Annotated in this window: 13 protein-coding genes and 4 pseudogenes; 11 read left to right on the forward strand and 6 right to left on the reverse strand. The window is 70.4% G+C overall.

Features of this window, described 5'->3' with window-relative positions:
• The first annotated feature begins 52 nt into the window (after positions 1–52).
• Positions 53–1288 carry a hypothetical protein gene (locus StrepF001_RS48575; RefSeq protein WP_240797769.1) on the forward strand — a complete coding sequence of 412 codons (1236 nt, stop codon included), beginning with the start codon at positions 53–55 and terminating at the stop codon, positions 1286–1288.
• 2 nt (positions 1289–1290) lie between these two features.
• Here the strand turns inward: StrepF001_RS48575 and StrepF001_RS31860 are convergent.
• Positions 1291–1874 (reverse strand): annotated as a pseudogene (locus tag StrepF001_RS31860) (NADAR family protein).
• Between the two features lie 210 nt (positions 1875–2084).
• On the opposite strand from StrepF001_RS31860, the gene StrepF001_RS31865 reads away from it, so the two are divergent.
• The 6 genes from StrepF001_RS31865 to StrepF001_RS31890 are packed head-to-tail and all read left to right on the forward strand — an operon-like array spanning position 2085 to position 9254.
• Entirely contained in the window at positions 2085–3638 is a 1554-nt protein-coding gene (locus tag StrepF001_RS31865; protein WP_129801632.1) for a gamma-aminobutyraldehyde dehydrogenase, read from the forward strand.
• Positions 3639–3676: 38 nt separating this feature from the next.
• Positions 3677–4921: a spermidine/putrescine ABC transporter substrate-binding protein gene (locus StrepF001_RS31870; protein ID WP_129801633.1), complete on the forward strand. Its 1245-nt coding sequence runs from the start codon at positions 3677–3679 to the stop codon at positions 4919–4921.
• A gap of 5 nt (positions 4922–4926) precedes the next feature.
• Positions 4927–6081 carry an ABC transporter ATP-binding protein gene (locus StrepF001_RS31875; protein ID WP_206306999.1) on the forward strand — a complete coding sequence of 385 codons (1155 nt, stop codon included), beginning with the start codon at positions 4927–4929 and terminating at the stop codon, positions 6079–6081.
• The gene (locus tag StrepF001_RS31880) at positions 6081–7004 is read left to right on the forward strand and encodes an ABC transporter permease (protein WP_129801635.1); all 924 of its coding nucleotides are present in this window, start codon (positions 6081–6083) and stop codon (positions 7002–7004) included. Before StrepF001_RS31875 ends, StrepF001_RS31880 begins: the two co-directional genes overlap by 1 nt.
• On the forward strand, positions 7005–7805 hold the full coding sequence (locus StrepF001_RS31885; RefSeq protein ID WP_129801636.1) for an ABC transporter permease: 801 nt from the start codon (positions 7005–7007) through the stop codon (positions 7803–7805). It begins immediately after the preceding gene.
• 21 nt (positions 7806–7826) lie between these two features.
• Positions 7827–9254, forward strand: a complete 1428-nt coding sequence (locus StrepF001_RS31890; protein ID WP_129801637.1) for an FAD-dependent oxidoreductase — start codon at positions 7827–7829, stop codon at positions 9252–9254.
• Between the two features lie 13 nt (positions 9255–9267).
• Here StrepF001_RS31890 and StrepF001_RS31895 read toward each other — a convergent pair whose 3' ends face one another.
• The 3 genes and pseudogenes from StrepF001_RS31895 to gabT form a co-directional block, all read right to left on the reverse strand.
• On the reverse strand, positions 9268–9900 hold the full coding sequence (locus tag StrepF001_RS31895) for a phosphatase PAP2 family protein (protein ID WP_129801638.1): 633 nt from the start codon (positions 9898–9900) through the stop codon (positions 9268–9270).
• A gap of 172 nt (positions 9901–10072) precedes the next feature.
• Positions 10073–10254 (reverse strand): annotated as a pseudogene (locus tag StrepF001_RS48580) (phosphoesterase); the annotation flags it as partial.
• Positions 10255–10407: 153 nt separating this feature from the next.
• On the reverse strand, positions 10408–11742 hold the full coding sequence (gene gabT, locus StrepF001_RS31900) for a 4-aminobutyrate--2-oxoglutarate transaminase (RefSeq protein WP_129801639.1): 1335 nt from the start codon (positions 11740–11742) through the stop codon (positions 10408–10410).
• Positions 11743–12027: 285 nt separating this feature from the next.
• Here gabT and StrepF001_RS31905 point away from each other — a divergent pair.
• The 3 genes and pseudogenes from StrepF001_RS31905 to StrepF001_RS31915 all read left to right on the forward strand — a co-directional run bounded on the left by StrepF001_RS31905 (position 12028) and on the right by StrepF001_RS31915 (position 17444).
• Positions 12028–14143, forward strand: a pseudogene (locus StrepF001_RS31905) (ATP-binding protein).
• A gap of 128 nt (positions 14144–14271) precedes the next feature.
• A pseudogene (locus tag StrepF001_RS31910) lies at positions 14272–15853 on the forward strand (PucR family transcriptional regulator).
• A 145-nt stretch (positions 15854–15998) separates the two neighbouring features.
• Positions 15999–17444, forward strand: a complete 1446-nt coding sequence (locus StrepF001_RS31915) for an aldehyde dehydrogenase family protein (protein ID WP_129801640.1) — start codon at positions 15999–16001, stop codon at positions 17442–17444.
• Between the two features lie 85 nt (positions 17445–17529).
• Here the strand turns inward: StrepF001_RS31915 and StrepF001_RS31920 are convergent, their stop codons facing one another.
• Positions 17530–18309, reverse strand: a complete 780-nt coding sequence (locus StrepF001_RS31920) for a hypothetical protein (protein ID WP_129801641.1) — start codon at positions 18307–18309, stop codon at positions 17530–17532.
• A gap of 273 nt (positions 18310–18582) precedes the next feature.
• On the reverse strand, positions 18583–21402 hold the full coding sequence (locus tag StrepF001_RS31925; protein ID WP_129801642.1) for a glycoside hydrolase family 3 C-terminal domain-containing protein: 2820 nt from the start codon (positions 21400–21402) through the stop codon (positions 18583–18585).
• A gap of 381 nt (positions 21403–21783) precedes the next feature.
• Between StrepF001_RS31925 and StrepF001_RS31930 the strand changes: the two genes are divergently transcribed.
• On the forward strand, positions 21784–23478 hold the full coding sequence (locus tag StrepF001_RS31930) for an extracellular solute-binding protein (RefSeq protein WP_129801643.1): 1695 nt from the start codon (positions 21784–21786) through the stop codon (positions 23476–23478).
• The last annotated feature ends 21 nt before the right edge of the window (positions 23479–23499 follow it).

A 23499-nucleotide genomic window follows, 5' to 3' on the forward strand; every position in this document is an offset into this window, starting at 1 on the left:
GCCAGGGCCGTAGCATGCTTCGCGGCACGCACGACAGAGGGGATCCCCGCGCATGTCCGACGACAGGCAGCCGCCGGCAGCGCCGGAGGCCAGCGCCGCGCCCGCGTCGGCGGGCCGGGACGACGGCGTATCCGGTGCGGCGGCGAGCGGTCGGGCCCCGAGCGGTGCAGTGCCCGGCAGTGCGGCTGCCAGTGGCGCGGCGTCCGGCGGTGGGGCCCCGAGCGGTGGGGCGGCGAGCGGTGGGGCGGCGAGCGGTGCGGCGCCCGGCGGTGCAGTGCCCAGTGATGCGGTACCCCGCGACCCGTGGGCGCCGCCGCAGCGGTCGGCGTATGACGGGACGCCCGAGGTCGTGTTGGACAGCGGCGCGATTCCGGAGGTCCAGCAGGACCGCGACACGGCGTTCGGCATATCGCAGGTCGGCGAGACGGTGCCCCTCGTGCCGCCGGACGGGGAGGCCTCGCCATCGCCCCGGACCCCGTACGATGCGGACGCGGCCCGGCAGGGCACGCCGCCGCAGGTCCCCCTCGACAAGCACCCCGCCGCAGCTCCCAGCCCTGAGCCGAACCCCTGGGCACCGCCGGCGAACGACGTCATGGGCGGCCCCGGCGACACGATCGTGTCGAGCGGACCCGTCAACCCGGCCGGCCCCTCCGTCCACGACCAGCAGACGATCACGTCCCTGCCCGCCGCGGACAGCCCCCCGGCAGCCCAGGCCCCGCAGGGATGGGCAGCACCGACCGCCCCGTCGACGGGCGCACCCCAGCAGGCGTGGGCCGCCCCGACCGTGCCGCCCAGCTCAGGCGGCCCGTACGATGCGTTCCCGCCGTCGGCCCCCACCGCCGGCAACCCGTTCGCCGCGCCCACCGCAGGTGTCCTGCACCCCCAGGACGGCGCCGTCCCGCCTCCGCCCATAGCCCCCGACGGCCCCGGCCAGGTCCCGTACGGCTATCCCGGCGGTCACGGCTACCCGGGCGGGCCCGGCTACGGCAGCCCGCACACGCACGGCGCCCAGGGTTACTACGGCTGGCCCGGTGCACAGGCGATGCCCAGCAACGGGCTCGGCACGGCCGGGCTCGTGGTCGGCATCGTGGCCGCCGCCGGCTTCTGTCTGTGGCCGGTGGCGATCATCCTGGGCATCCTGGGCGTGATCTTCGGCGCGGTCGGCCGCAGCAGGGCGAACCGCGGCGAGGCCACCAACCCCGGCCAGGCCCTCGCCGGGATCATCTGCGGCATCGTGGGCATCCTCCTCGGCGCCGGCTTCGGCATCCTGGTGCTCATGAACCCGTAGGGCTACGACCCGGCGTTTGGCTCAGCGCTCCGCAGCCTCTCCCGCGCCTCCATCAACGCGAACCCCAGGAGATTCGGCCCCCGCCACCGCTCCGGATCCGACGCGGCCTCGTCGTCCGCGGCGAGCCCGATGCCCCACACCCGGTCCACGGGGCTCGCCTCCACCAGCACCCGCGCCCCGGTGTCGAACAGGTACTCCCGCAGATCCGCATGCGCGCCGAACTTGTGGACGCTGCCCTCGACCACGATCCCGAAGCGCTCGCGCTCCCATATCGACTCGTCGAAGCCGCGCACGAGCCGCCCCGCCTTCTTCGCCTGCGCGGGATGCGCAGCCGCCAGCACCCGGCGCTCCGCCTCCGCGTCCTCGAACAGTCGCGCCTTGGCGGCCATCATCCAGTGCTCCGCCGTCGCGTACTCCACCTCGTCCACCGTGAACGGCGACGGCCACCACTGGCTCAGACAGCTCGGACCCACCCGCCCGACCGTGGCCGGTGCCCCCAGAAGTGCAGATACTTGATGTGCGCCCCCGCGCGGACCTCCCTGACCAGGGCGTCCACGGAATCGATCTTCCCCGTGATCCTCTCCATGCATGCGAGTCTGGCAGGCACCACTGACAGTCCGTCCCTCCTTTTCCATGTCGACTCGACACCTGGTCGACAGATTCCGTCGCGTAACCAAAAGGCAACAACGGAATCACTTGTTGGACGCCATTGGCTCTGTCAGGATCGGCACTCAAATCGAGCTGGAGCTACGCCACCCACCCCGTGAGCAGCGGGGCGACGGCGGAGGAGAGCGACATGCACAAGCCGGGCAGGACCACCCCGGAACGATTCCCCGCCCAGGACCGTTTCGCGGACGGCGCGCAGTACATCGCCGGCCGCCTGACGAAGGGCACGTCCGGTCGTACGCACACCGTCGTCGACCCGGCCACAGGTGAGGACGTGTACACCTACGAGCTGGCCGGCCCGGACGATGTGGACGCGGCCGTCGCCGCGGCGCGCGACGCCTTCCCCGGCTGGTCCGGCGCGACCCCTGGCGAGCGTTCCGACGCGCTGCACCGCTTCGCGGCGGTACTCGCCGACCGCGCGGAGGACTTGGCCCGCGCCGAGTCCCTGCAGTGCGGCAAGCCGCTGAAGCTGACCCGCGAGTTCGACGTGCCGGGCACGATCGACAACACCGCCTTCTTCGCGGGTGCCGCCCGGCACCTCCAGGGGCAGTCCGCCGGCGAGTACTCCGGCGACCACACCTCGTACGTCCGCCGCGAGCCCATCGGTGTCGTCGGCTCCATCGCGCCCTGGAACTACCCCCTCCAGATGGCCGCCTGGAAGATCCTCCCGGCGATCGCCGCGGGCAACACGATCGTGCTGAAGCCCGCCGAGCTCACCCCGCTGACCTCCCTCCTCTTCGCCCAGGCCGCCACCGACGCCGGAATCCCCGACGGTGTCATCAACATCGTCACCGGCACCGGCAAGGAGGCCGGCGAGCACCTGGTCGGCCACCCCGACGTGGCCATGACCTCCTTCACCGGCTCCACCGCCGTCGGCAAGCGGGTCGCCGAGATCGCCACCGCCACCGTCAAACGGCTCCACCTGGAGCTGGGCGGCAAGGCACCCTTCGTGGTCTTCGACGACGCCGACCTGGAGGCGGCCGTCCACGGCGCGGTCGCGGGCGCCCTCATCAACACCGGGCAGGACTGCACGGCCGCCACGCGCGCGTACGTGCAGAGGCCGCTCTACGAGGCGTTCGTCGAGAAAACCGCCGAACTGATGGAAACCGTCCGCCTGGGCGACCCCTTCGCCCCGGGCACCGACCTGGGCCCCCTCGTCTCCCACGCCCAACGCGACCGCGTCGCCGGGTTCGTCGACCGGGCACGTGACTACGCGCGCGTGGTGACGGGCGGCGAGGCACCACAGGGGAATCTCGAGAGCGGCGCGTACTACCGCCCCACCCTCGTCGCGGACGCGTCCCAGGACAGCGAGATCGTCCAGTCCGAGATCTTCGGACCGGTCCTCGTCGTCCTGCCGTTCGACGCCGACGACGAAGGTATCCGGCTCGCCAACGACACCCCGTACGGGCTGGCCGCGTCCGCCTGGAGCCGGGACGTCTACCGCGCGGGCCGCGCCACCCGCGAGATCAAGGCGGGCTGCGTGTGGGTCAACGATCACATCCCGATCATCAGCGAGATGCCGCACGGCGGGTACAAGCAGTCCGGCTTCGGCAAGGACATGTCCGCGTACTCGTTCGAGGAGTACACCCAGATCAAGCACGTCATGTTCGACAACACTGCGGTGGCCCGCAAGGACTGGCACCGCACGATCTTCGGGGACCGACAGCCACAACAGGCCGCCTGACCCGCGGCCGCCGACCCTCCCGAAAGGGCACCACGCGCATGGAGCAGTACGAGCCCGACCGCCTGTCCGCGGCCCAAGCGGCCGCCATGCGGCGCAGCCTGCGCAGCGGCAGGGCCTCCCTCACCCGCCGTTCCCTGCTGCGCGCCTCCGCCGGTGGCGCGCTCGCGGTCGGCGGCCTCGGGGCGCTGAGCGCCTGCGGCATCCCCCCGGCGGCGAAGACGTCGGGCGTGTCGTCCGAGGACCACTCGGCGAAGGAGAAGACCGTCAACTTCTCCAACTGGACCGAGTACATGGACGTCGACGAGAGCGAGAAGCACCACCCGACGCTCGACGAGTTCAAGCGGCGCACCGGTATCACGGTCAAGTACACCGAGGACATCAACGACAACGTCGAGTTCTTCGGCAAGATCAAGCCGCAGCTCGCGGCCGGCCAGGACACCGGCCGCGACCTGATCTGCGTGACCGACTGGCTCGCCGCGCGCCTCATCCGCTTCGGGTGGGTCCAGAAACTGGACCCGTCCAACCTGCCCACCGCGTACGCCAACCTGTCCCAGCAGTTCCGCAGCCCCGACTGGGACCCGGGACGGGCGTACTCCTACCCCTGGACCGGCATCTCCACGGTCATCGCCTACAACAAGAAGGCGCTGGACGGCGTCGAGGTGAAGTCGGTCTCCGACCTGCTCGACAACCCCAAGCTCAAGGGCCGCGTCGGCTTCCTGTCCGAGATGCGCGACAGCGTCGGCATGACGCTGCTCGACATGGGCAAGGACCCGGGCAAGTTCACCGACGACGACTTCGACGCGGCGATAGCCCGCCTCCAGAAGGCCGTCGACCAGGGCCAGATCCGCCGCTTCACCGGTAACGACTACACCTCGGACCTCACCAAGGGCGACTTCGCGGCCTGTCTCGCCTGGGCCGGTGACGTCGTCCAGCTCAAGGCCGACAGCCCCGACGTCGACTTCCTCATCCCGGACAGCGGATACATGACGTCGACGGACAACCTGCTGGTGCCCAACAAGGCCCGGCACAAGACCAACGCCGAACGTCTCATCGACTACTACTACGAGCCGAAGCCGGCCGCGCAGCTCGCCGCGTACATCAACTACGTGTGCCCGGTCGACGGGGTGAAGGCGGAACTCGCCAAGATCGACGAGGACGCGGCCAACAACCCGCTGATCCTCCCCGACAAGGAGATGGCCGCCAAGTCTCGCGCCTTCCGCTCCCTCAGCTCGAAGGAAGAGACGGCCTACGAAGAGAAGTTCGCGAAGCTCACAGGGGCGTGACGACGATGACGACGACCAACAGCAGCGGCGACGTCCGCCTCTCCGGAATCAGCAAGACCTACGGCTCCTTCACCGCCGTACACCCACTGGACCTGACCGTGCCGCAGGGCTCCTTCTTCGCCCTGCTCGGCGCGTCCGGCTGCGGCAAGACCACCACCCTGCGCATGATCGCGGGCCTGGAGGAGCCGACGTCGGGCACCGTCTCGCTCGGCGACCAGGACGTGACCCGTCTGCCGCCGTACAAGCGGCCGGTGAACACGGTCTTCCAGTCCTACGCCCTCTTCCCGCACCTCGACATCTTCGAGAACGTCGCCTTCGGCCTGCGCCGGCGCGGCATCAAGTCGGTGAAGAAGCAGGTCGAGGAGATGCTCGACCTGGTCCAGCTGGGCGAGCAGGCCCGCAAGAAGCCGCACCAGCTCTCCGGTGGCCAGCAGCAGCGCGTGGCCGTAGCCCGTGCGCTGATCAACCATCCCGAGGTGCTGCTCCTCGACGAGCCCCTCGGCGCCCTCGACCTGAAGCTGCGCCGTCAGATGCAGCTGGAGCTCAAGCGCATCCAGACCGAGGTCGGCATCACCTTCGTCCATGTCACGCACGACCAGGAGGAGGCCATGACGATGGCCGACACGGTCGCCGTGATGAACGCGGGCCGCGTCGAGCAACTCGGCGCCCCCGCCGACCTGTACGAGAACCCGCGGACGACGTTCGTCGCCAACTTCCTCGGCACCTCCAACCTGATCGAGGCCGAGGTCGACACCAGGAGCGGTGCGGAGATCGTCCTCAAGGCGGGCGGCGGCAAGCTCACCCTGCCGTCGGAGCGCTGTTCGGCGCCCACCACGACCGGCGGCAAGGTGCTGGTCGGCGTACGCCCCGAGAAGATCTCCCTCACGCACGCCGACGACGCCGGCGAGATCCCGGACGGCCGCAACCGCGTCACCGGCAGGATCGCCGACGCCAGCTTCACAGGCGTCTCCACGCAGTACGTCATCGACAGCCCCGCCGGCGCCGAACTCGCCGTCTACGTCCAGAACGTCGACCGCGACACACGCCTCGCCCCCGGCGCCGAGGTCGTCCTGCACTGGAGCCCGGCGCACACCTTCGGCCTGGACGCGTCCCAGGACATCGAGGCGGGCGTCGAGAAGGTCGAGGAGGAGACCTCCTGATGGCCGCTGTCACCGAAGCGCCACCTCTGGCGCCCGTTCCGGCGAAGAAGCCGCCACGCAAGAGGGGCCGCTGGACGCCGTACCTGCTCCTGCTGCCCGGCATCCTCTGGCTGCTGGTCTTCTTCGCGCTGCCGATGGTCTACCAGGCTTCCACGTCCGTGCAGACGGGCTCCCTGGAGGAGGGCTACGAGGTCACCTGGCACTTCGCCACCTACTGGAACGCGCTGTCCGAGTACTGGCCGCAGTTCCTGCGCTCGGTCCTCTACGCCGGCACCGCCACGGTCCTGTGCCTGCTGCTGGGCTACCCGCTGGCGTACCTGATCGCGTTCCGCGCGGGCCGCTGGCGGAACCTGATCATGATCCTGGTGATCGCGCCGTTCTTCACCAGCTTCCTGATCCGTACGCTCGCCTGGAAGACGATCCTCGCGGACGGCGGCCCGGTCGTCGGCGCCCTGAACTCCCTGCACGTCCTGGACGTCACCAGCTGGCTCGGTATCACCGCAGGCGACCGGGTACTGGCCACCCCGCTGGCGGTGGTGTGCGGTCTGACGTACAACTTCCTGCCGTTCATGATCCTGCCGCTCTACACCTCCCTGGAGCGCATCGACGGCCGGCTGCACGAGGCCGCCGGCGATCTGTACGCGCGCCCCTTCACGACCTTCCGCAAGGTCACCTTCCCGCTGTCGATGCCGGGCGTCGTCTCCGGCACCCTGCTGACGTTCATTCCGGCCACCGGTGACTACGTGAACGCCGATCTGCTCGGCTCCACCGACACCCGCATGATCGGAAACGTCATCCAGTCGCAGTTCCTGCGGATTCTGGACTATCCGACGGCGGCGGCCCTCTCCTTCATCCTGATGTTCGCGATCCTCATCATGGTCACGCTCTACATCCGCAAGTCGGGGACGGAGGATCTGGTTTAAATGGCCTTCGTCAACTGGCTCAAGCGCCATCTCGTCGTCATCGCGGGACTGTTCACGCTCGGATATCTCCTGCTCCCGAACGTCGTCGTCACGGTGTTCTCCTTCAACAACCCGAAGGGCCGTTTCAACTACGAGTGGCAGGAATTCTCCACGGACGCCTGGACCGATCCGTGCGGCGTCGCCGACCTGTGCGGCTCGCTGTCGCTCAGCCTCCAGATCGCGCTCTGGGCGACGCTGGGCGCGACAATCCTGGGCGCGATGATCGCCTTCGCACTGGTGCGGTACCGCTTCCGCGCGCGCGGGGCCGTCAACTCGCTGATCTTCCTGCCCATGGCGATGCCCGAGGTCGTCATGGCGGCCTCGCTGCTCACCCTCTTCCTCAACATGGGTGTTCAGTTGGGATTCTGGACGATCCTGATCGCCCACATCATGTTCTGCCTCAGCTTCGTCGTGACGGCCGTCAAGGCACGGGTGATGTCGATGGACCCGAGGCTGGAGGAGGCCGCCCGGGATCTGTACGCAGGCCCCCTCCAGACCTTCCTCCGGATCACCCTGCCGATCGCGGCACCCGGAATCGCCGCGGGCGCACTGCTCGCCTTCGCGCTCTCCTTCGACGATTTCATCATCACCAATTTCAACGCGGGCTCGACCGTCACCTTCCCCATGTTCGTATGGGGCTCCGCGCAGCGCGGAACGCCCGTTCAGATCAATGTCATCGGTACGGCCATGTTCCTCGTCGCCGTACTGCTCGTACTGGCCTCCATGGTCATCAGCAGCCGGCGCACCAGGCAAAAGGCGTAAACCCTGTAGGGAGTTGAAATCATGGCCCCAAGCGCCATGAGCCCCAGAGACAACTGGACGAAGTCCCTTTCCGAAGCCCAGCCGGTCCCGTACTGGCTGGACGACCCCGGCAGGCCCCATCCCGAGCCCGCGCTCACCGGCGCCGAGACCTGCGACCTGCTGGTCGTCGGCGGTGGATACAGCGGACTGTGGACCGCTCTGGGCGCCAAGGAGCGCGACCCACAGCGGGACGTGATCCTGCTGGAAGGCCGCGAGGTGGGCTGGGCCGCCTCCGGCCGCAACGGCGGCTTCTGCGCCGCCTCCCTCACTCACGGCCTGCCCAACGGCCTCACCCGCTGGCCCGACGAGATCCACAAGCTTCAGGAGCTGGGCGCCCGCAACCTCGACGAGATCGAGGCGGCCCTCGCCCGGCACGGAATCGACTGCGACTTCGAGCGCACCGGCGAGATCGACGTGGCGACCGAGACGTACCAGGCGTGGGAACTGCGCGACTGGTACGAGGAGATGGAGCGCAGGGGCCTCGCCGAGGACGTGGAGTTCCTGGACGCCGAAGCGGTGAGGGAACAAGTCGACTCACCGACCTTCCAGGCGGGCCTGTGGGACCGCCGCGGCGTGGCCATGCTCCACCCCGCCAAGCTCGCCTGGGGCCTGAAGCGGGCCTGCCGTGACCTCGGCGTACGCATCTACGAGCACACTCCCGCCCTCACCCTGAAGTCGTACGGCGCCGGCATGGCCGTACGCACCCCCTACGGCGAGGTCCGCGCCCGCAGGGTCGCTCTCGGCACGAACATCTTCCCCAGCCTGGTCAGACGGGTGCGGTCGTACACCGTCCCCGTCTACGACTACGCGCTGATGACCGAGCCGCTCACCGCCGGACACCTCGCGTCGATCGGCTGGAAGAACCGGCAGGGCCTCGGCGATTCGGCGAACCAGTTCCACTACTTCCGCCTCTCCGCCGACAACCGCATCCTCTGGGGCGGCTACGACGCCATCTACCCGTACGGCGGCCGGGTGCGCGCCGAGTACGACGACCGCCCGGAGACGTACGCCAAGCTCGCCGGGCACTTCTTCACCTGCTTCCCGCAGCTGGAGGGCGTCCGCTTCACCCACGCCTGGGGCGGCGCGATCGACACCTGCTCGCGCTTCTCGGCGTTCTTCGGCACCGCGCACGGCGGGAAGGTCGCGTACGCGGCGGGCTACACGGGCCTCGGTGTGGGCGCCACCCGCTTCGGTGCCGATGTGATGCTGGACCTGCTGGCGGGGGAGCGCACGGAGCGCACCGAGCTGGAAATGGTGCGCAGGAAGCCCCTCCCCTTCCCGCCGGAGCCCTTCGCATGGACCGGTATCGCTCTCACCAAGTGGTCGCTGGCCAGGGCGGACGCCCACGGCGGCCGGCGCAACCTGTGGCTGCGGACGATGGACCGGCTGGGCCTGGGCTTCGACAGCTGACCTGTGCTCCGGTTCACTCCGGCTGAGGACCGGACGTTCGACGGCTGCCTCGGCCGACGAACGTCACGAACCCGCCGATCAGCAGCGCACCGAGGCACCAACTGGCCACGACGTCCAGTGGCCAGTGGTAACCGCGCCGGACCAGCCCGTAGCCGACGCCGAGATTGACGGCGAGGCAGCAGAGTACGAGCGCACGTCTGACGTACGGGCCGTGCAGCCGGGGGAGGAGGAGCAGGGCCGCACAGCCGTACGCGACGACTGCGGTCGCGGTGTGACCGGAGGGGTAGTAGCCGGTGCCGGGCGGGACGACCGGGGTGCCCGGGCGGTCGGTCAGCTCCTTGAGCGGGACGACGAGCGCCGGGACGAGCGCCATGAGGACGGCGGCTGCGACGCCCGGCAACCACCAGCGCTCCATCCCCGCCCCCCGCGCCCGCCAGGCGGCGTACACCCCGGCGATCGCGAGAACGGGCACGGCAACCTGCACATTGCCCAGATCGGCGAGGAGTTCGGAGCACCGGTCGGGCTGGACGAGCACCCGACTGAGCCGCTCGTCCAGCCCCACCAACGGCCCGTCGGCGACGACCTGCCAGGTGATCAGCGCGAAGAGCACGACGGGCAGGGCGAGCAGCAGAAGAACAGGGAGCACGGGGAACAGCTTCGCAGGGGGCCGATCGGATTCAGGAACTGCCGCCCGCCCAATAGGAGGCGCCAGCTGTCCAGACCACTGGCGTCAGCCGCTCTCCACCCCGGACACGCTGAAGGGCCGACGCAAAGGGGGGGTGTGCGTCGGCCCTTCAGGGGCGTACCGCTCCCAGGCGGCCGTCCGGACCGGAACGTCGCGCGCCCCGGGGGGTCTGGGGCGGGCGACTGTCCGATCGGTGAGGAGACCCGGAGCCTTCAGGCACCGGTTGTGTGCGCGAGGGCACGACCAGGTCGAAGCTGGGGACGCCCCGGCCTGATGTCACCCACAGTCCCCTGTGGGCGGGGGTGTATCTCTCATCTGGGTAGAACCTACGACAGGGGGTGCGGGTGCGACAGACGGAATCCCGTCCCGCCATCCACCTCGCACACGTTCTTCACACGCTCTGCCGTGAGGCCTGTCTTTCGGATCGTCCCTGGACCCCGGCGCCGGAATCGCGCCGGGGCGGAGGGCTCAGATGCGGGCGAAGGCCTGCTCGATGATGTCGAGGCCCTCGTTCAGCAGGTCCTCGCCGATCACCAGCGGAGGCAGGAAGCGCAGCACGTTGCCGTAGGTGCCACAGGTCAGGACCAGCAGTCCCTCGGCGTGGCAGGCCTTGGCGAGTGCGGCGGTGGCCTCCGGGTCGGGCTCCTTGGTCGTACGGTCCTTGACCAGCTCGATGGCGATCATCGCGCCGCGGCCGCGGACGTCGCCGATGATGTCGAACTTCTCGGCCATGGCGGTGAGGCGGGCCTTCATGACCGCCTCGATGTGCTTCGCCCTGGCGTTGAGGTCGAGCTCCTTCATCGTCTCGATCGAGCCGAGTGCGCCGGCGCAGGCGACCGGGTTGCCACCGTACGTACCGCCCAGGCCGCCCGCGTGCGCGGCGTCCATGATCTCGGCGCGACCGGTGACGGCGGCCAGCGGCAGACCGCCCGCGATGCCCTTGGCGGTGGTGATCAGGTCCGGGACGATGCCCTCGTCCTCGCAGGCGAACCACTGACCGGTACGGCAGAAGCCGGACTGGATCTCGTCGGCGACGAAGACGATGCCGTTGTCGGCGGCGAACTGGCGGATCGCGGGGAGGAAGCCCTTGGCCGGCTCGATGAAGCCGCCCTCGCCGAGCACCGGCTCGATGATGATCGCGGCGATGTTGTCCGCGCCGACCTGCTTGGACATCTGGTCGATGGCCTGCGCGGCGGCCTCCGGGCCGGCGTTCTGAGGGCCGGTCGGCCAGCGGTAGCCGTACGCCACCGGCACCCGGTAGACCTCGGGCGCGAACGGGCCGAAGCCGTGCTTGTACGGCATGTTCTTCGCGGTCAGCGCCATGGTGAGGTTCGTACGGCCGTGGTAGCCGTGGTCGAAGACGACGACGGCCTGGCGCTTGGTGTAGGCGCGCGCGATCTTGACGGCGTTCTCGACGGCCTCGGCGCCGGAGTTGAACAGCGCGGACTTCTTGGCGTGGTCACCGGGCGTCAGCTCGGCGAGGGCCTCGGCGACCTCGACGTACCCCTCGTACGGCGTGACCATGAAACAGGTGTGGGTGAAGTCGGCCAGCTGCGCGCTCGCCCGGCGTACGACGGCCTCGGCGGACGCGCCCACGGAGGTCACGGCGATGCCGGAACCGAAGTCGATCAGCCGGTTGCCGTCGACGTCCTCGATGATGCCGCCGCCCGCGCGCGCGGTGAACACCGGCAGCACGGAGCCCACACCCTGGGCGACCGCGGCGGTACGGCGGGCCTGCAGTTCCTGCGACTTCGGGCCGGGGATGGCGGTGACGACGCGGCGCTCCTGCGGGATTGCGGTCATGAGGGCTCCCTGATGATCTTGCGTACCGGGCATTCCGGGTGAACCGGAAGTTCCGGGTGGGGATTTTCGGACGCTTGCCTTCTTTCTTCGCAGGCTAGAGCCGTGGATCGGACCTGGGCATGCTCCATGTGGGCGTTGTCGCCGGAACGGGTTGTCCGTGGTGGACATGGCGCGCCGCGAACACATCACCGCAGGCCCGGCCGCGTAAGCGGTGAACTCCCCTTGGGAGGGCGTTAGATTGACTCGCTGATGGTGGACGGAGCGGCTGGTCAGGGGGCAGGAGCGATGGACAGCGACGGGACGCGGGACACGCGGGGTACGCATGCGAATCCTGTGCCCCGGCCGGCGATGCCGCCGGATCCGCCCGCGGTACCACCGCGGCCGACACGCGCGCCGGCGCAGCCGGACGGGTCGGCCTTCCTTGCGTGGCTGCGCACCGCGCGGCCGGAGGCGGCGCCCGGAGTCTGGCGGTTCGGGCATCAACCCCGGCCGGAGGAGGAGCCCGAGCAGATTCCGGCTCGGCAGTTGCTGAGCGGGGCGTTGATCGCGTTTCTGGTCGGGTGGCTGATCTGGTCGCTGCTGTGGAACGGCTACCTCGGCGGCTGGTGGCTGCTGCCCCTGTACGCGATGATCCCCGACTCCTGGGCGCAGCCGCACAGCTTCGGCGCCGTCGTGGCCGTCTACGCCTACTACGTGATCATCGCGCTGATCATCATGATCGGCGTGGGCCGGCTCGGCCGGTGGAGCGAGATCTGGCGGCGCTACGGCCCGCCCGCCTGGCGCCGCACCCCGACCCGGCGAGTCAGCGGCCGCCCCCCCCGAACAGGACCCCGCCGAGTGGCCCGCGCTGCGCGCCGCCGGTGCCGTCGACGCCGCCGAGCGGCTCGCCGCCGACGCCCGCACCGGGCTGATGCGGGACGTCGACCACGCCCGGATCGCCCGCGCCTGGCAGGGCGTACGCAGCGGCCGGCACAGTCTCGCCACCTTCACCGGCGCGGTCCTCAAGGACGGCGCCGCCGCCTGCCTGCACCCCTCCGGCGAACGCGACCTGCCGACCCGGCTCGTCCGCCACGACCTGCTCACCGGCCAGGTCCGGCTCGGCACGACCGCCGACGATGCGCGCAACCCGTACGCCTACCGCGGCACCGGCCTCGCCCTCGGCCCCGACCTGCTCGGCACCTCACTCCTTGCCGTCGGCCCGGCCGGCTCCGGCAAGACCGGCACCGTCGTGCGCCCGCTCGCCGAGTCGCTGTGCCTGCAGGCGCTCGCCGGCCGGGCCGCCGTCGTCGTGGTCGGCGCGGCGGGCGCGGGGCTCGGTCCGGCCGAGGCGTACGACGTCGTCGTACGGATCGGGAACCCGGAGTCCGTGTACGACCTCGACCTGTACGGCGGCACCACCGACCCCGACGAGGCCGCGGCCGTGCTGGCCGAGGCGCTGGTCGGGGACCTCGCCGACCCGCACCCGGGCAGCGACAGCCGCCGCTCCACGACGGTCCTGGCGCAGCTCCTCGGACCGTTCCGCGCGGTCCACGACCGCTTCCCCTCCGTACCCGAGCTGCGGCAGCTGCTCGACGGCGCGCCCGGACCGCTCGCCGCACTGCGTACCGCCCTCCAGGACGCCGGGCAGGAGTCGCTGCTGCGGGAACTCGACGCGCGGGAGCGGCAGATGGGCCACCCCGGTGATGTGGGCGGGGTGCTGGCCGACCGGGTGGCGCTGCTCGACCGGCCCGCTTTCGCGGGTTTCTTCGACACGTCCGGGCAGTCGCGGCCGTTCTCGCTGAAGGCCCTCGACCACCCGGTGCGGGTGCGCATCGACCTGCCCGAGCGGGGCCATGCGGACGCCTCGCGGATGCTGGCGCGGCTGGTGCTGGCGCAGTTCACGGCGAGCGTGCCCGCACGGGAGGACCGTTCGCTGTTCGCCTGCCTGATTCTGGACGACGCGACGGGCGTGGTCACGCCGGAGGCTGTACGGGGCATCCAGCGGCTGCGGTCGGCGGGCGCGGGCGCCGTGCTGACCCTGCGCACCCTCGACGACGTACCGCGCCCGCTGCGCGGCCCCCTGCTCGGCGCCACCGGATGCCGGGTGGCGCTGTCCGGCCTCACCCCCTGGGACGGGCAGGACTTCGCCGAGGTGTGGGGCAAGGAGTGGACGGAGACGCGGGACGTCACCGACCGGCAGATCATCGCCGAGACGCCGGCGGGCAAGGCCGTGCACATGCTGCGCCGGGTCATCACCGGAAAGGCGCCGACCGCGCGGGCGGTCACCGTCCGCCAGGTCGAGCGGGAGCGGTGGTCGGCGTCCGAGCTCGCACACGGGGTGCCGCCGGGGCATGCGGTGCTGTCGCTGACGAACGTGAAGGGGGAGCACGCGCCGCCTCTGCTGGTGGATCTGCGCGACTGAGGTTTTTCACGGGCAGCGGGACCGTACGGTGAGGCAGAATCGACACAGGTCGTTCATACGTGGCGGCCAAAAGATCACAATGATCATCCGATCTCCTGACCACAACCGCAGACCGACCTGAAGGCCCCATGCCCCCGACGCTCGCCTCCCTCGTCCACCACTCCGCGCTCAAACTCACCGTGCGGGCGGGCGAGGACCGCCTCGACGTGCCCGTCCGCTGGGCGCACTCCAGCGAGCTTGCCGACCCCGTCCCGTACATGGAGGGCGGGGAACTGCTGCTGATCACCGCGCTGAAGCTGGACGCGGAGGACCCGGAGACGATGCGCCGCTATGTGAAGCGGCTGGTCGGAGCGGGGGTCGTCGGGCTGGGCTTCGCCGTCGGGGTCAACTACGAGGAGACGCCCAAGGCCCTCGTCGACGCGGCGCAGGAGGAGGGGCTGCCGCTCCTCGAAGTCCCCCGCCGCACACCCTTCCTCGCCATCACCAAGGCGGTGTCGGCCGCCATCGCCGCCGACCAGTACCGGGCGGTCACCGCGGGCTTCGCCGCCCAGCGGGAGCTCACCCGGCAGGCGCTCACCGACGGTCCGGAGGGGCTGCTCGCCGGGCTCGCCGCCCAGGTCGACGGGTGGGCGGCGCTGTTCGACGCCTCGGGTGCCGTCGTCGCCGCCGCGCCGGAGTGGGCCGCCCGCCGGGCCGCCCGCCTCACCGCCGACGTGGAACGACTGCGCGAGCGCCCCGCGCCGGCGAGTGCTGTGGTCGGCGGACCCGAGCACGAGGACCGCGTCGAGCTGCACACCATCGGCACCGGCCGCCGCCCCCGCGCCGCCCTCGCCGTCGGCACGGCCGCGGCCCTCGGCACCGCCGAGCGCTACGCCCTCCACTCGGCCATCGCCCTGCTCACCCTGACCACCGAGCGCTCCCGTTCCCTGCAGGCCGCCGAGCAGCGGATCGGCGCGGCCGTGCTGCGCATGCTGCTCGCCGGGCAGCCGGACCACGCCCGTGGCGTCGCCGGTGACCTGTACGGCGGCCTCCTCGACGCCCCGTTCCGGATCGTCGTGGCCGAGTGCCCGTCCGGGCAGGCGGGCCTCGCCGGGATCGCCGAGGCCGTGGAGGCGGCCGCTGCCCGATCGGGGGAGGCGGTGCTGGTCGTTCCCGAAAGCGAGCGGGAGCGGCTGGTGGTGCTGGCCGCGGACGGGGGCGCGGCGGTCGAGGCCTGCGGGGAGTACGCGACCGGTCGGGAGCGGCGCGGCGGGGCAGGAACAGGCGGTGGGGGAGGAGGACGACCTGGTCGTCGGCCTGTCGGCGCCGGCCGGGCCGATCGCCGCGGCGGCCGCGTACAAGCAGGCCGAGCAGGCCCTGTCGGTCGCCCGGCGCCGGGGCCGGGTCCTCGTCGAGCACGAGCAGCTCGCGGCGGGCTCGGTCCTGCCGCTGCTCGCCGACGACGCGGTGCGCGCCTTCGCCGACGGTCTGCTCCGTGCCCTGCACGAGCACGACGCCACCGGCCGCGGCGATCTGGTCGCCTCTCTGCGGGCCTGGCTCTCCCGGCACGGCCAGTGGGACGCGGCCGCCGCCGACCTGGGCGTCCACCGGCACACCCTGCGCTACCGGATGCGGCGCGTGGAGGAGATCCTCGGCCGGTCCCTGGACGATCCGGACGTACGGATGGAGCTGTGGCTGGCGCTGAAGGCGACGTCACCCGAATCCTCCTAGCCCCGGATCGGCCAAACCGGCGTACCCGCCTCCACCACTGCTACGAATCGGACAAGCGCCCCCGCGCCCGTGCCGCCCTACCGTGGACGACGACATACAAGAGCACCACCAGCCACCATCAACGCGGAAGGGCACGGGCCACATCATGACCTCCACCCACGCCTTCTGGCTCGCCGACCGTCAGGCCACCGGCGAGGACAGCTTCGACGTCACCTCCCCGTGGGACGGCCGCATCGTCGGCAAGGTCAGCGTGCCGACCGCGGACCAGGTCGAGGAGGCCGTGGCCGCCGCGTACGCCGTCCGGGACTCCTTCGCCGCCACCCCGGCTCACGTCCGTGCCGCCGCCCTCGACCACGTCAGCAAGCGGCTGGTCGAGCGCACCGAGGAGATCGCCCGGCTGATCTCCGCCGAGAACGGCAAGCCGATGAAGTGGGCCCGCGGCGAGGTCGGCCGCGCCGTGTCGGTCTTCCGGTTCGCGGCCGAGGAGGCCCGCCGCTTCAACGGCGGCGAGGCGCAGCGCCTCGACACCGACGCCGGCGGCCAGGGCCGGCTCGCCCTCACCCGGCGCTTCCCGAAGGGTGTCGTGCTCGGCATCGCGCCGTTCAACTTCCCGCTCAACCTGTGCGCCCACAAGGTCGCCCCGGCCATCGCCGCCGGCGCGCCGATCATCCTCAAGCCGGCGCCGGCCACTCCGCTGTCCGGCCTGATCATCGGTGAGCTGCTCGCCGAGACCGACCTTCCGGCCGGCTCCTGGAGCATCCTCACGGTCCCCAACGAGGCCATGCCCGCCCTGGTCCAGGACGAGCGCCTCCCGGTCATCTCCTTCACCGGTTCCGAGAAGGTCGGCTACGCGATCATGGACTCGGTGCCGCGCAAGCACTGCACCCTGGAGCTGGGCGGCAACGGCGCGGCCGTCGTCCTCGCCGACTACGCCTCCGACGAGGACCTCGACTGGGCCGCCAACCGCATCGCCACCTTCTCCAACGGCCAGGGCGGCCAGTCCTGCATCTCGGTGCAGCGCGTGATCGCCGACGCGTCCGTCCACGACCGTCTGCTGCCGCGCATCGTCGCCGCGGTCGAGGCCCTGGTCACCGGCGACCCCTCCGACGACACGACGGACGTCGGCCCGCTGGTCAGCGAGGACGCCGCGAAGCGCGTGGAGTCCTGGGTCGACGAGGCGGTCCAGGCCGGCGCGAAGCTGCTCACCGGCGGCAAGCGCGACGGCGCCTCCTACGCGCCGACCGTCCTCACCGACGTACCGGCCGACGTCACGATCGCCTGCGAAGAGGTCTTCGGCCCCGTCCTCACCGTGCAGAAGGTGAACGGCGAGACCGAGGCGTTCGCCGCCGCCAACGACTCCAAGTACGGCCTCCAGGCAGGCGTGTTCACCCACGACCTCCAGGCCGCCTTCCGCGCCCACCGCGCCCTCGAGGTCGGCGGCGTGGTCATCGGCGACGTGCCCTCCTACCGCGCCGACCAGATGCCCTACGGCGGCGCCAAGCAGTCCGGCGTGGGCCGCGAGGGTGTGAAGTTCGCGATGGACGACTACACGTACGAGCGGGTGCTGGTCCTCACCGGTCTGGCACTCTGACGACATCCACGGTCCGACGGCCGGAGCCTGCTGTGCGGGGGCTTCGGCCGTTGTCGTACACGCCCATTCCGACGTGCGGAAACAGTCAGGTGCCGTCGGCGGGATGGCCCGGGCGGGGGCGCATCAACCGCAGATCCTCGCCCCAGGCGTCCAGCGTGGACCCATGGCCGGCGTCCCGGGCCACTGCCTCAACCTGTGCGAAAAGCCGTCGCTGCACGTCCACGTCACCCGTGCCCGCGATCTGTCCGATCGTGGCCAGCAACACGCCCGTGTTCCATTCCGGCAGAGGGAACCTTTCCAGCTCCCACTCCAGGTACTTGTTGTAGGGGCGCGGACGACGATCGAGGGCGAACAGCAGCTCCAGCAGGAAGCCGATGCTGTCGGCCGCGTCGAGGCGTGCGGCGAGCAGGTGGCCGTCGCGGGCGTTCTTCACCGACCGATAGAGGGAGTTGGCATAGGCGTCCAGCCAACCAGCTGCCGCTCGCGACGCCTCACCGATGTCGAGTCGTCCTTTGCCGGCGATGATCTTTGCGATCTCGCCGTCAAGTCTGTCGAGCAGGACACGGCCCCGAGCGAGGGCATACCGCTCCCAGCCACCGATCCTACGGAAGCTCTCCACCGTCGTGACCATGAGATCGAGCTCAGGGGAACGATGACCATCGAGACCTGCGAGGTCGGTGTTCGCGTCGTCGGCGAGGATGACGTAGACATCGTGATCGGACTGCTTGGTGGCCATGCCGTCATGGGCCTGGGAGCCCTTGAGAACAAGCCCGACGACGTCCGGATCGGCGACGGCTCGGGCGACAAACGCTTCATAGGTCAGCGGCTGCACGTGGTGATCTCCAGTCGGTTTGACGGTGGGCATGCCTTGCCGCCCTCGCCGTCACGCCGACAGCAGAAGGGCCGCTCCGTCTGCGGCAGCCATTGCGCCGCCGCCCTGAAGATCAACGCACGTCCGGCACCATACCCAGCCGTGGCAGTTACCGGCAGCCTCTTTTCTCCGGGGTCCTCTGTCTAATGGGAACCATTTTCATGTACGGTGGGGTTCTGGCGACGCGAGCTCGCCGTCCCCGAAGGGGCCCGGCACCGATGCCTTCCGGTGCCGGGCCCCTTCTCTGTGTCGGCCTCGTCCGGATCCTCAACCGGAGAAGCCGACGTGCGCGAGCCGTAGGGGGCCGCGCAGTCTGAGGTGGACGTCGTGTACGCCCTCGGCGACGATGCCGGCGTCCACGGCGGTGTAGTCGTACGGGCCCGAGGGGGGTGTCTGCAAAGTCGCCAGGGTCGGTCCGCCGTCCAGGGACAGCTCGATCGTGCCCTCGCCCGCCACCCGGACGGTCACCTCCGTCACACCGGGCCCGAAGTCGCAGGCGTGATAGATCAGTTCGCCGGTCCCGCCCGCCACTGGAGTCACCGCGTCGCCGGATGTCTTCGTCCGGTCGACGATCTCGGTGCCGCTCTGCTCGTCGAAGTCGGCCGCGTCCAAACCGAGTTCGGTGACCCGGCGTGGTGCGGCGGGCTCGCCGGTGAGCGTCACGGTCGTGCGAAGACGGATGTCCTCGCTGGAGGCGCCGACCAGGATGTCGTACGGGCCGGGCTCCAGGCGCCACCGGCCGTGGGCGACGTCCCAGAACTCGAAGGCGGTCAGCGGTAGTTCGAAGGTCAGGTGCGTCGTCGCACCGGGGGCCAGGGTGATCCGCCGGTGCCCGAGCAGCTCGCGGCGCGGCCGGACCACCGACGGGTCGGCGGCACGCGCGTACAGCTGGGTGACCTCGTCGGCGGTCACGTCGCCGGTGTTGGTGACGGTGAACGAGATGTGGGCGGTGTCGCCCTCGACGTGGGCCTGTACGTCCGCGTACGAGAAGGACGCGTAGGACAGGCCGTGGCCGAAGGGGAACAGTGGTGTGCCCTCGAAGTAGAGGTACGTCTGCCGGCCGCCGATCACGTCGTAGTCGAGGAGGTCGGGCAGGTCGGCGTCGTCGGCGTACCAGGTCTGCGGCAGGCGTCCGGCGGGGGAGACGTCGCCGGCCAGGACGCGGGCGAGGGCGGTGCCGGCGGCCTGGCCGCCGTGCGCTGTCCAGAGCACGGCCGAGAGGCGGCCCGGGGCGATCGCGTACGGGTAGGCGGAGACCAGCGTCAGCACCGTGCGCGGGTTGGCCGTGCGGGCGGCGCGCAGCAGGCGTTCCTGGTGGGCGGGCAGTCGCAGCGTCGTGCGGTCTTCCGTCTCGCGGCCGTTGATGTGGGGGTCGTTGCCCGCGATCACCAGGACCACGTCCGCCTCCGCGGCGGCCCGCGCCACCGCCTCCTCGCCGCGCTCGACGACGACCAGTTCGAAGATCTCCGGGTTCTCCTCGGCAACCTTCACGCCGTCGGCGGCGACAGAGACGGGGTGGCCCGTGCCCAGGTGCCTGAGGAGGTGACCGTTCTCGTGGGGTTCCAGGCGGAATGTCTCCTGGATGATCCAGCCGCCGGGCTGGTCGGCGGAAGCGCGCAGGTAGCCGTCGTCCGCGACGGAGAGGTAGCGGCCGTCCGGCGCGCGCAGGGTGAGGATGTCCTCGCCCCAGTCGACGAGGGCGAACTCCGTGCCGGTGGCGTCGGTGGTCAGCGGCGGGAGGTCGGTGCGGCCGGCGAGCAGCGCCGGGTCGAGGGCGCCCTCGGCGCCGCGGACCTGGTCGTCGGCCTCCTCGGCGGGCGGCACATGGAGGAAGGTGCCGTCGCCCGTCCTGAGCAGCACCCAGTCCACGCCCTCAGCGAACTGCACACGCTCGGCGCCGAACCGCTCGTACAGGCCCTCCAGAGGTGTGGACCGGTGCAGGAGGGTGCCGCTGTACCAGTCGAGCTTGCACTCGTCGGCGAGCAGACCGACGACCGCGATGCGGGTGTCGGGGGCCAGCGGGAGCAGACCGTCGTTCCGGAGCAGGACGATCGCCTGCTCGGCGGCCTCCTGGGCGAGCGCACGGTGCTCCGGGGTGTCGAAGGCGCCGGTTTCGTCGTATCCGTCGAACTCGCCGAGCCGGAAGCGGACCGCGAGTTGGCGGCGGACCGCGGAATCGATGTCGACCTCGGTCAACAGGCCCTGAGCCAGGGCGCCTTGGACCCGCACGATGATCTTCGTGCTGTCCGTGCCGTGGTCGGTGAAGCTGTCCACGCCGGCGAGCAGCGCGGCAGCGGTCGCCTCCTCGTGCGTGTCGTAGTAGTGCTCGAAGTCGACCAGGTTGGAGGGCGCGCCCGCGTCCGAGCAGACCAGCAGGTCCTCGTCGGTCCAGGTGCGCAGGTGCTCGCGCAGATAGGGCGAGACGTGGTTCGGGCGGCCGTTGACCAGGTTGTACGCCGGCATCACCCCGGCCACCGCGCCCGCTTCGACGGTCTCGCGGAAGGCCCGCAGGTCGTACTCGTGCAGCACGCGCGGGCGGACGGACGACGACGAAGTGGCCCGGTCCGTCTCGTTGTTGTGCGCGAGCCAGTGCTTGAGGACGGGCGCGGTGCGCCAGTACGTGGGGTGGTCGCCGCGCAGGCCGAGGGTGTAGGCGGTGGCGATCGCCGAGGTCAGCTTGGGGTCCTCGGAGTAGCCCTCCTCGTTACGGCCCCACAGCGGGTGGCGCAGCAGATTCACCGTCGGCGACCAGACGTTGAGGCCGACCCGCTCGTCCCGGGCACGCATCGCGCGCACCTCCTTGGACACCGCGTCGCCGACCCGGCGTACGAGGTCCGGATTCCAGGTCGCGCCCAGGCCCACCGCCTGCGGGAACACCGTCGCCGGGCCCATCCAGGCAACTCCGTGCAGCGCCTCCTGCCCGGTGCGGAAGGCTGCGATGCCGAGCCGTTCGACGGCGGGCGCGAACTGGTGCAGGAAGAAGACCTTTTCGTCGAGGGTGAGCCGCGACAGCAGATCGTCGATGCGCTTCGCGAACGGCAGGTGCGGATCACGGAAAGGCGGCGTAGGCGGCGTTTGTGCGGTCACGTGGGGTTCCCCTTGCGATGGAGCGGCGAGGCGCTTTCGAAGCGCTTCGATGCTCATTCGGCATGCGGGCGGGTGTCAAGACACCTCGGGGCAACAACTCCGGCTCCCCGTCGACATTGCATGGCGCATATGAGGTCGGTTCGATACCCCAAACCTAGGAGGAATGTTGGGAGCGACCCTTGTGCACCCCCGGGTGTTCACTTAACCTCGCAGCAACATCGAAGCGCTTCGACGACGAGGGCTCTGCCGCCGGGAGGTGCGCATTCCTCGGCATTCCTCGGCATTCGTCGGAGCACCGCTTCAGCTCAGCCAGTTCCACTCGAGACACCGCAGCCGACGGCCACCGCCGGGTGTCCTGGTGCGCCACGAAGGGTTGACGCAATGACGCCGAACGCCGCTTCCGCCTCCTCCGCGCCGAGCCGGAGAAACTTCCTCGCCTCCACGGCGGTCGCCGCCGTCGCGGTGGGCGGGGGAATGCCGCTGCTGGCCGCCTGTGGCGGTTCGGGCGGCGGATCGCGTGAGGGAACCACGTCGGGCAAGGACGCCAAGAAGCTGCTGCCGGCGTACGTGGCCAGCAACGTGGTGACGCCGGACATCCCGTCCAAGAACGGTTCGTCGATGGGCTTCACCGCGAAGCTCGACGTCGCCACCCTCAAGACCTCGGTCCCGAAGAAGCTCGGCAAGGGCGGCAAGGTCACCATCATGTCGCCGTTCTGGGGCTCGCCGCCGAAGGGGAACAACCCCTACTACACGTCGATGAACGACCTGATCGGCGTCGACGTCCAGTGGCGGAACCAGGACGGCAACACCTACGACCAGAAGCTTGGCGCGGTCCTCGCCTCCAGCGACGTCCCGGACGTGGTGGTCGTCCCCGGCTGGAACATGATGGGCAAGATACCCAGCGCCATCATCAGCAAGTTCGCCGACCTCGGTCCGTACCTGTCCGGGGACAAGGTCAAGGAGTACCCCAACCTCGCGGCGATCCCCAGCGACGCCTGGCAGCGCTCCATCTTCGGCGGCAAGCTGATGGGCCTGCCGCAGCCCTCCCCGTCCGTCCAGACCATCGTGCCCCTCTACCGGCAGGACATCTTCGACAAGGAGGGCTACGAAGTCCCGCGGTCCGCCGATGAGTTCCTGGCCCTGTGCAAGGAGATCACCAACGCCAGAGCCAAGCGCTGGGCCTGCGGTGACATGAAGTGGACCGCGATGAACACCTTCGGCGTGCTCGGGGGCGGGGAGAAGCCGCTCTGGTGGAACCTGGTCGACGGCAAGCTGATCAACCGCATCGAGACCCCGGAGTACCTGGAAGCCCTGGAGTGGACGCGCAAGCTGTTCGCCGCCGGAGTCGTCCACCCCGACTTCGAGCTGGGCAAGAGCCAGGCGACCGACCCCGCCCCCAAGTTCGCCGCCGGCGAGTTCCTGATCTGGAACAACAACATCGTCAACTGGTGGGGGGTGCAGGCCCAACAGGCCGCTCAAAACCCTGACTTCAAGGTCTGGGGCATGGACATCTGGAACCACGACGGCGGTGACCCGACGCTGTACGCCCAGAACCCGGCCGGCATCTTCGCCTTCGTCAACAAGAAGGCCTCCGAGTCCGTCATCCGCGACGCCCTGGCGGTCGCCAACGTCACCGCGGCGCCGTACGGCACCAAGGAGTGGATGATGACCAATTACGGCGTCGAGGGCACGCACTACACGATCGAGAACGGCATCCCTGTCAAGAACGACAGGGGCAACAACGAGGTCATCAACGCCTACGTCATGGTGGCGAGCCCCGCCGCGACCACCGCCCACCCCGACTTCCCGGACGTCACCAAGGGCATGGTCGAGTGGGAGCAGCGGATGGGCGCCTTCACCAAGAAGTCGTCCTTCTGGGGCCTGCAGATCGCCGAGCCCTCCCGCTACACCAACCTCGCCAACAACTTCGAGCAGCTCGAGGACGACATCGTCCGCGGCCACAAGAAGATCAGCGACATGCAGCAGGCCGTTTCCGACTGGAAGAGCAAGGGCGGCGACAAGCTGCGCGACTGGTACAAGAAGCTTCTCGACGAGAACGGCTCGGCGGCGAACTGACCAGGCTCTGAGGCAAGGAGA

The sequence above is a fragment of the Streptomyces sp. F001 genome, assembly GCF_004187715.1.
Lineage (GTDB): Bacteria > Actinomycetota > Actinomycetes > Streptomycetales > Streptomycetaceae > Streptomyces > Streptomyces flavusporus.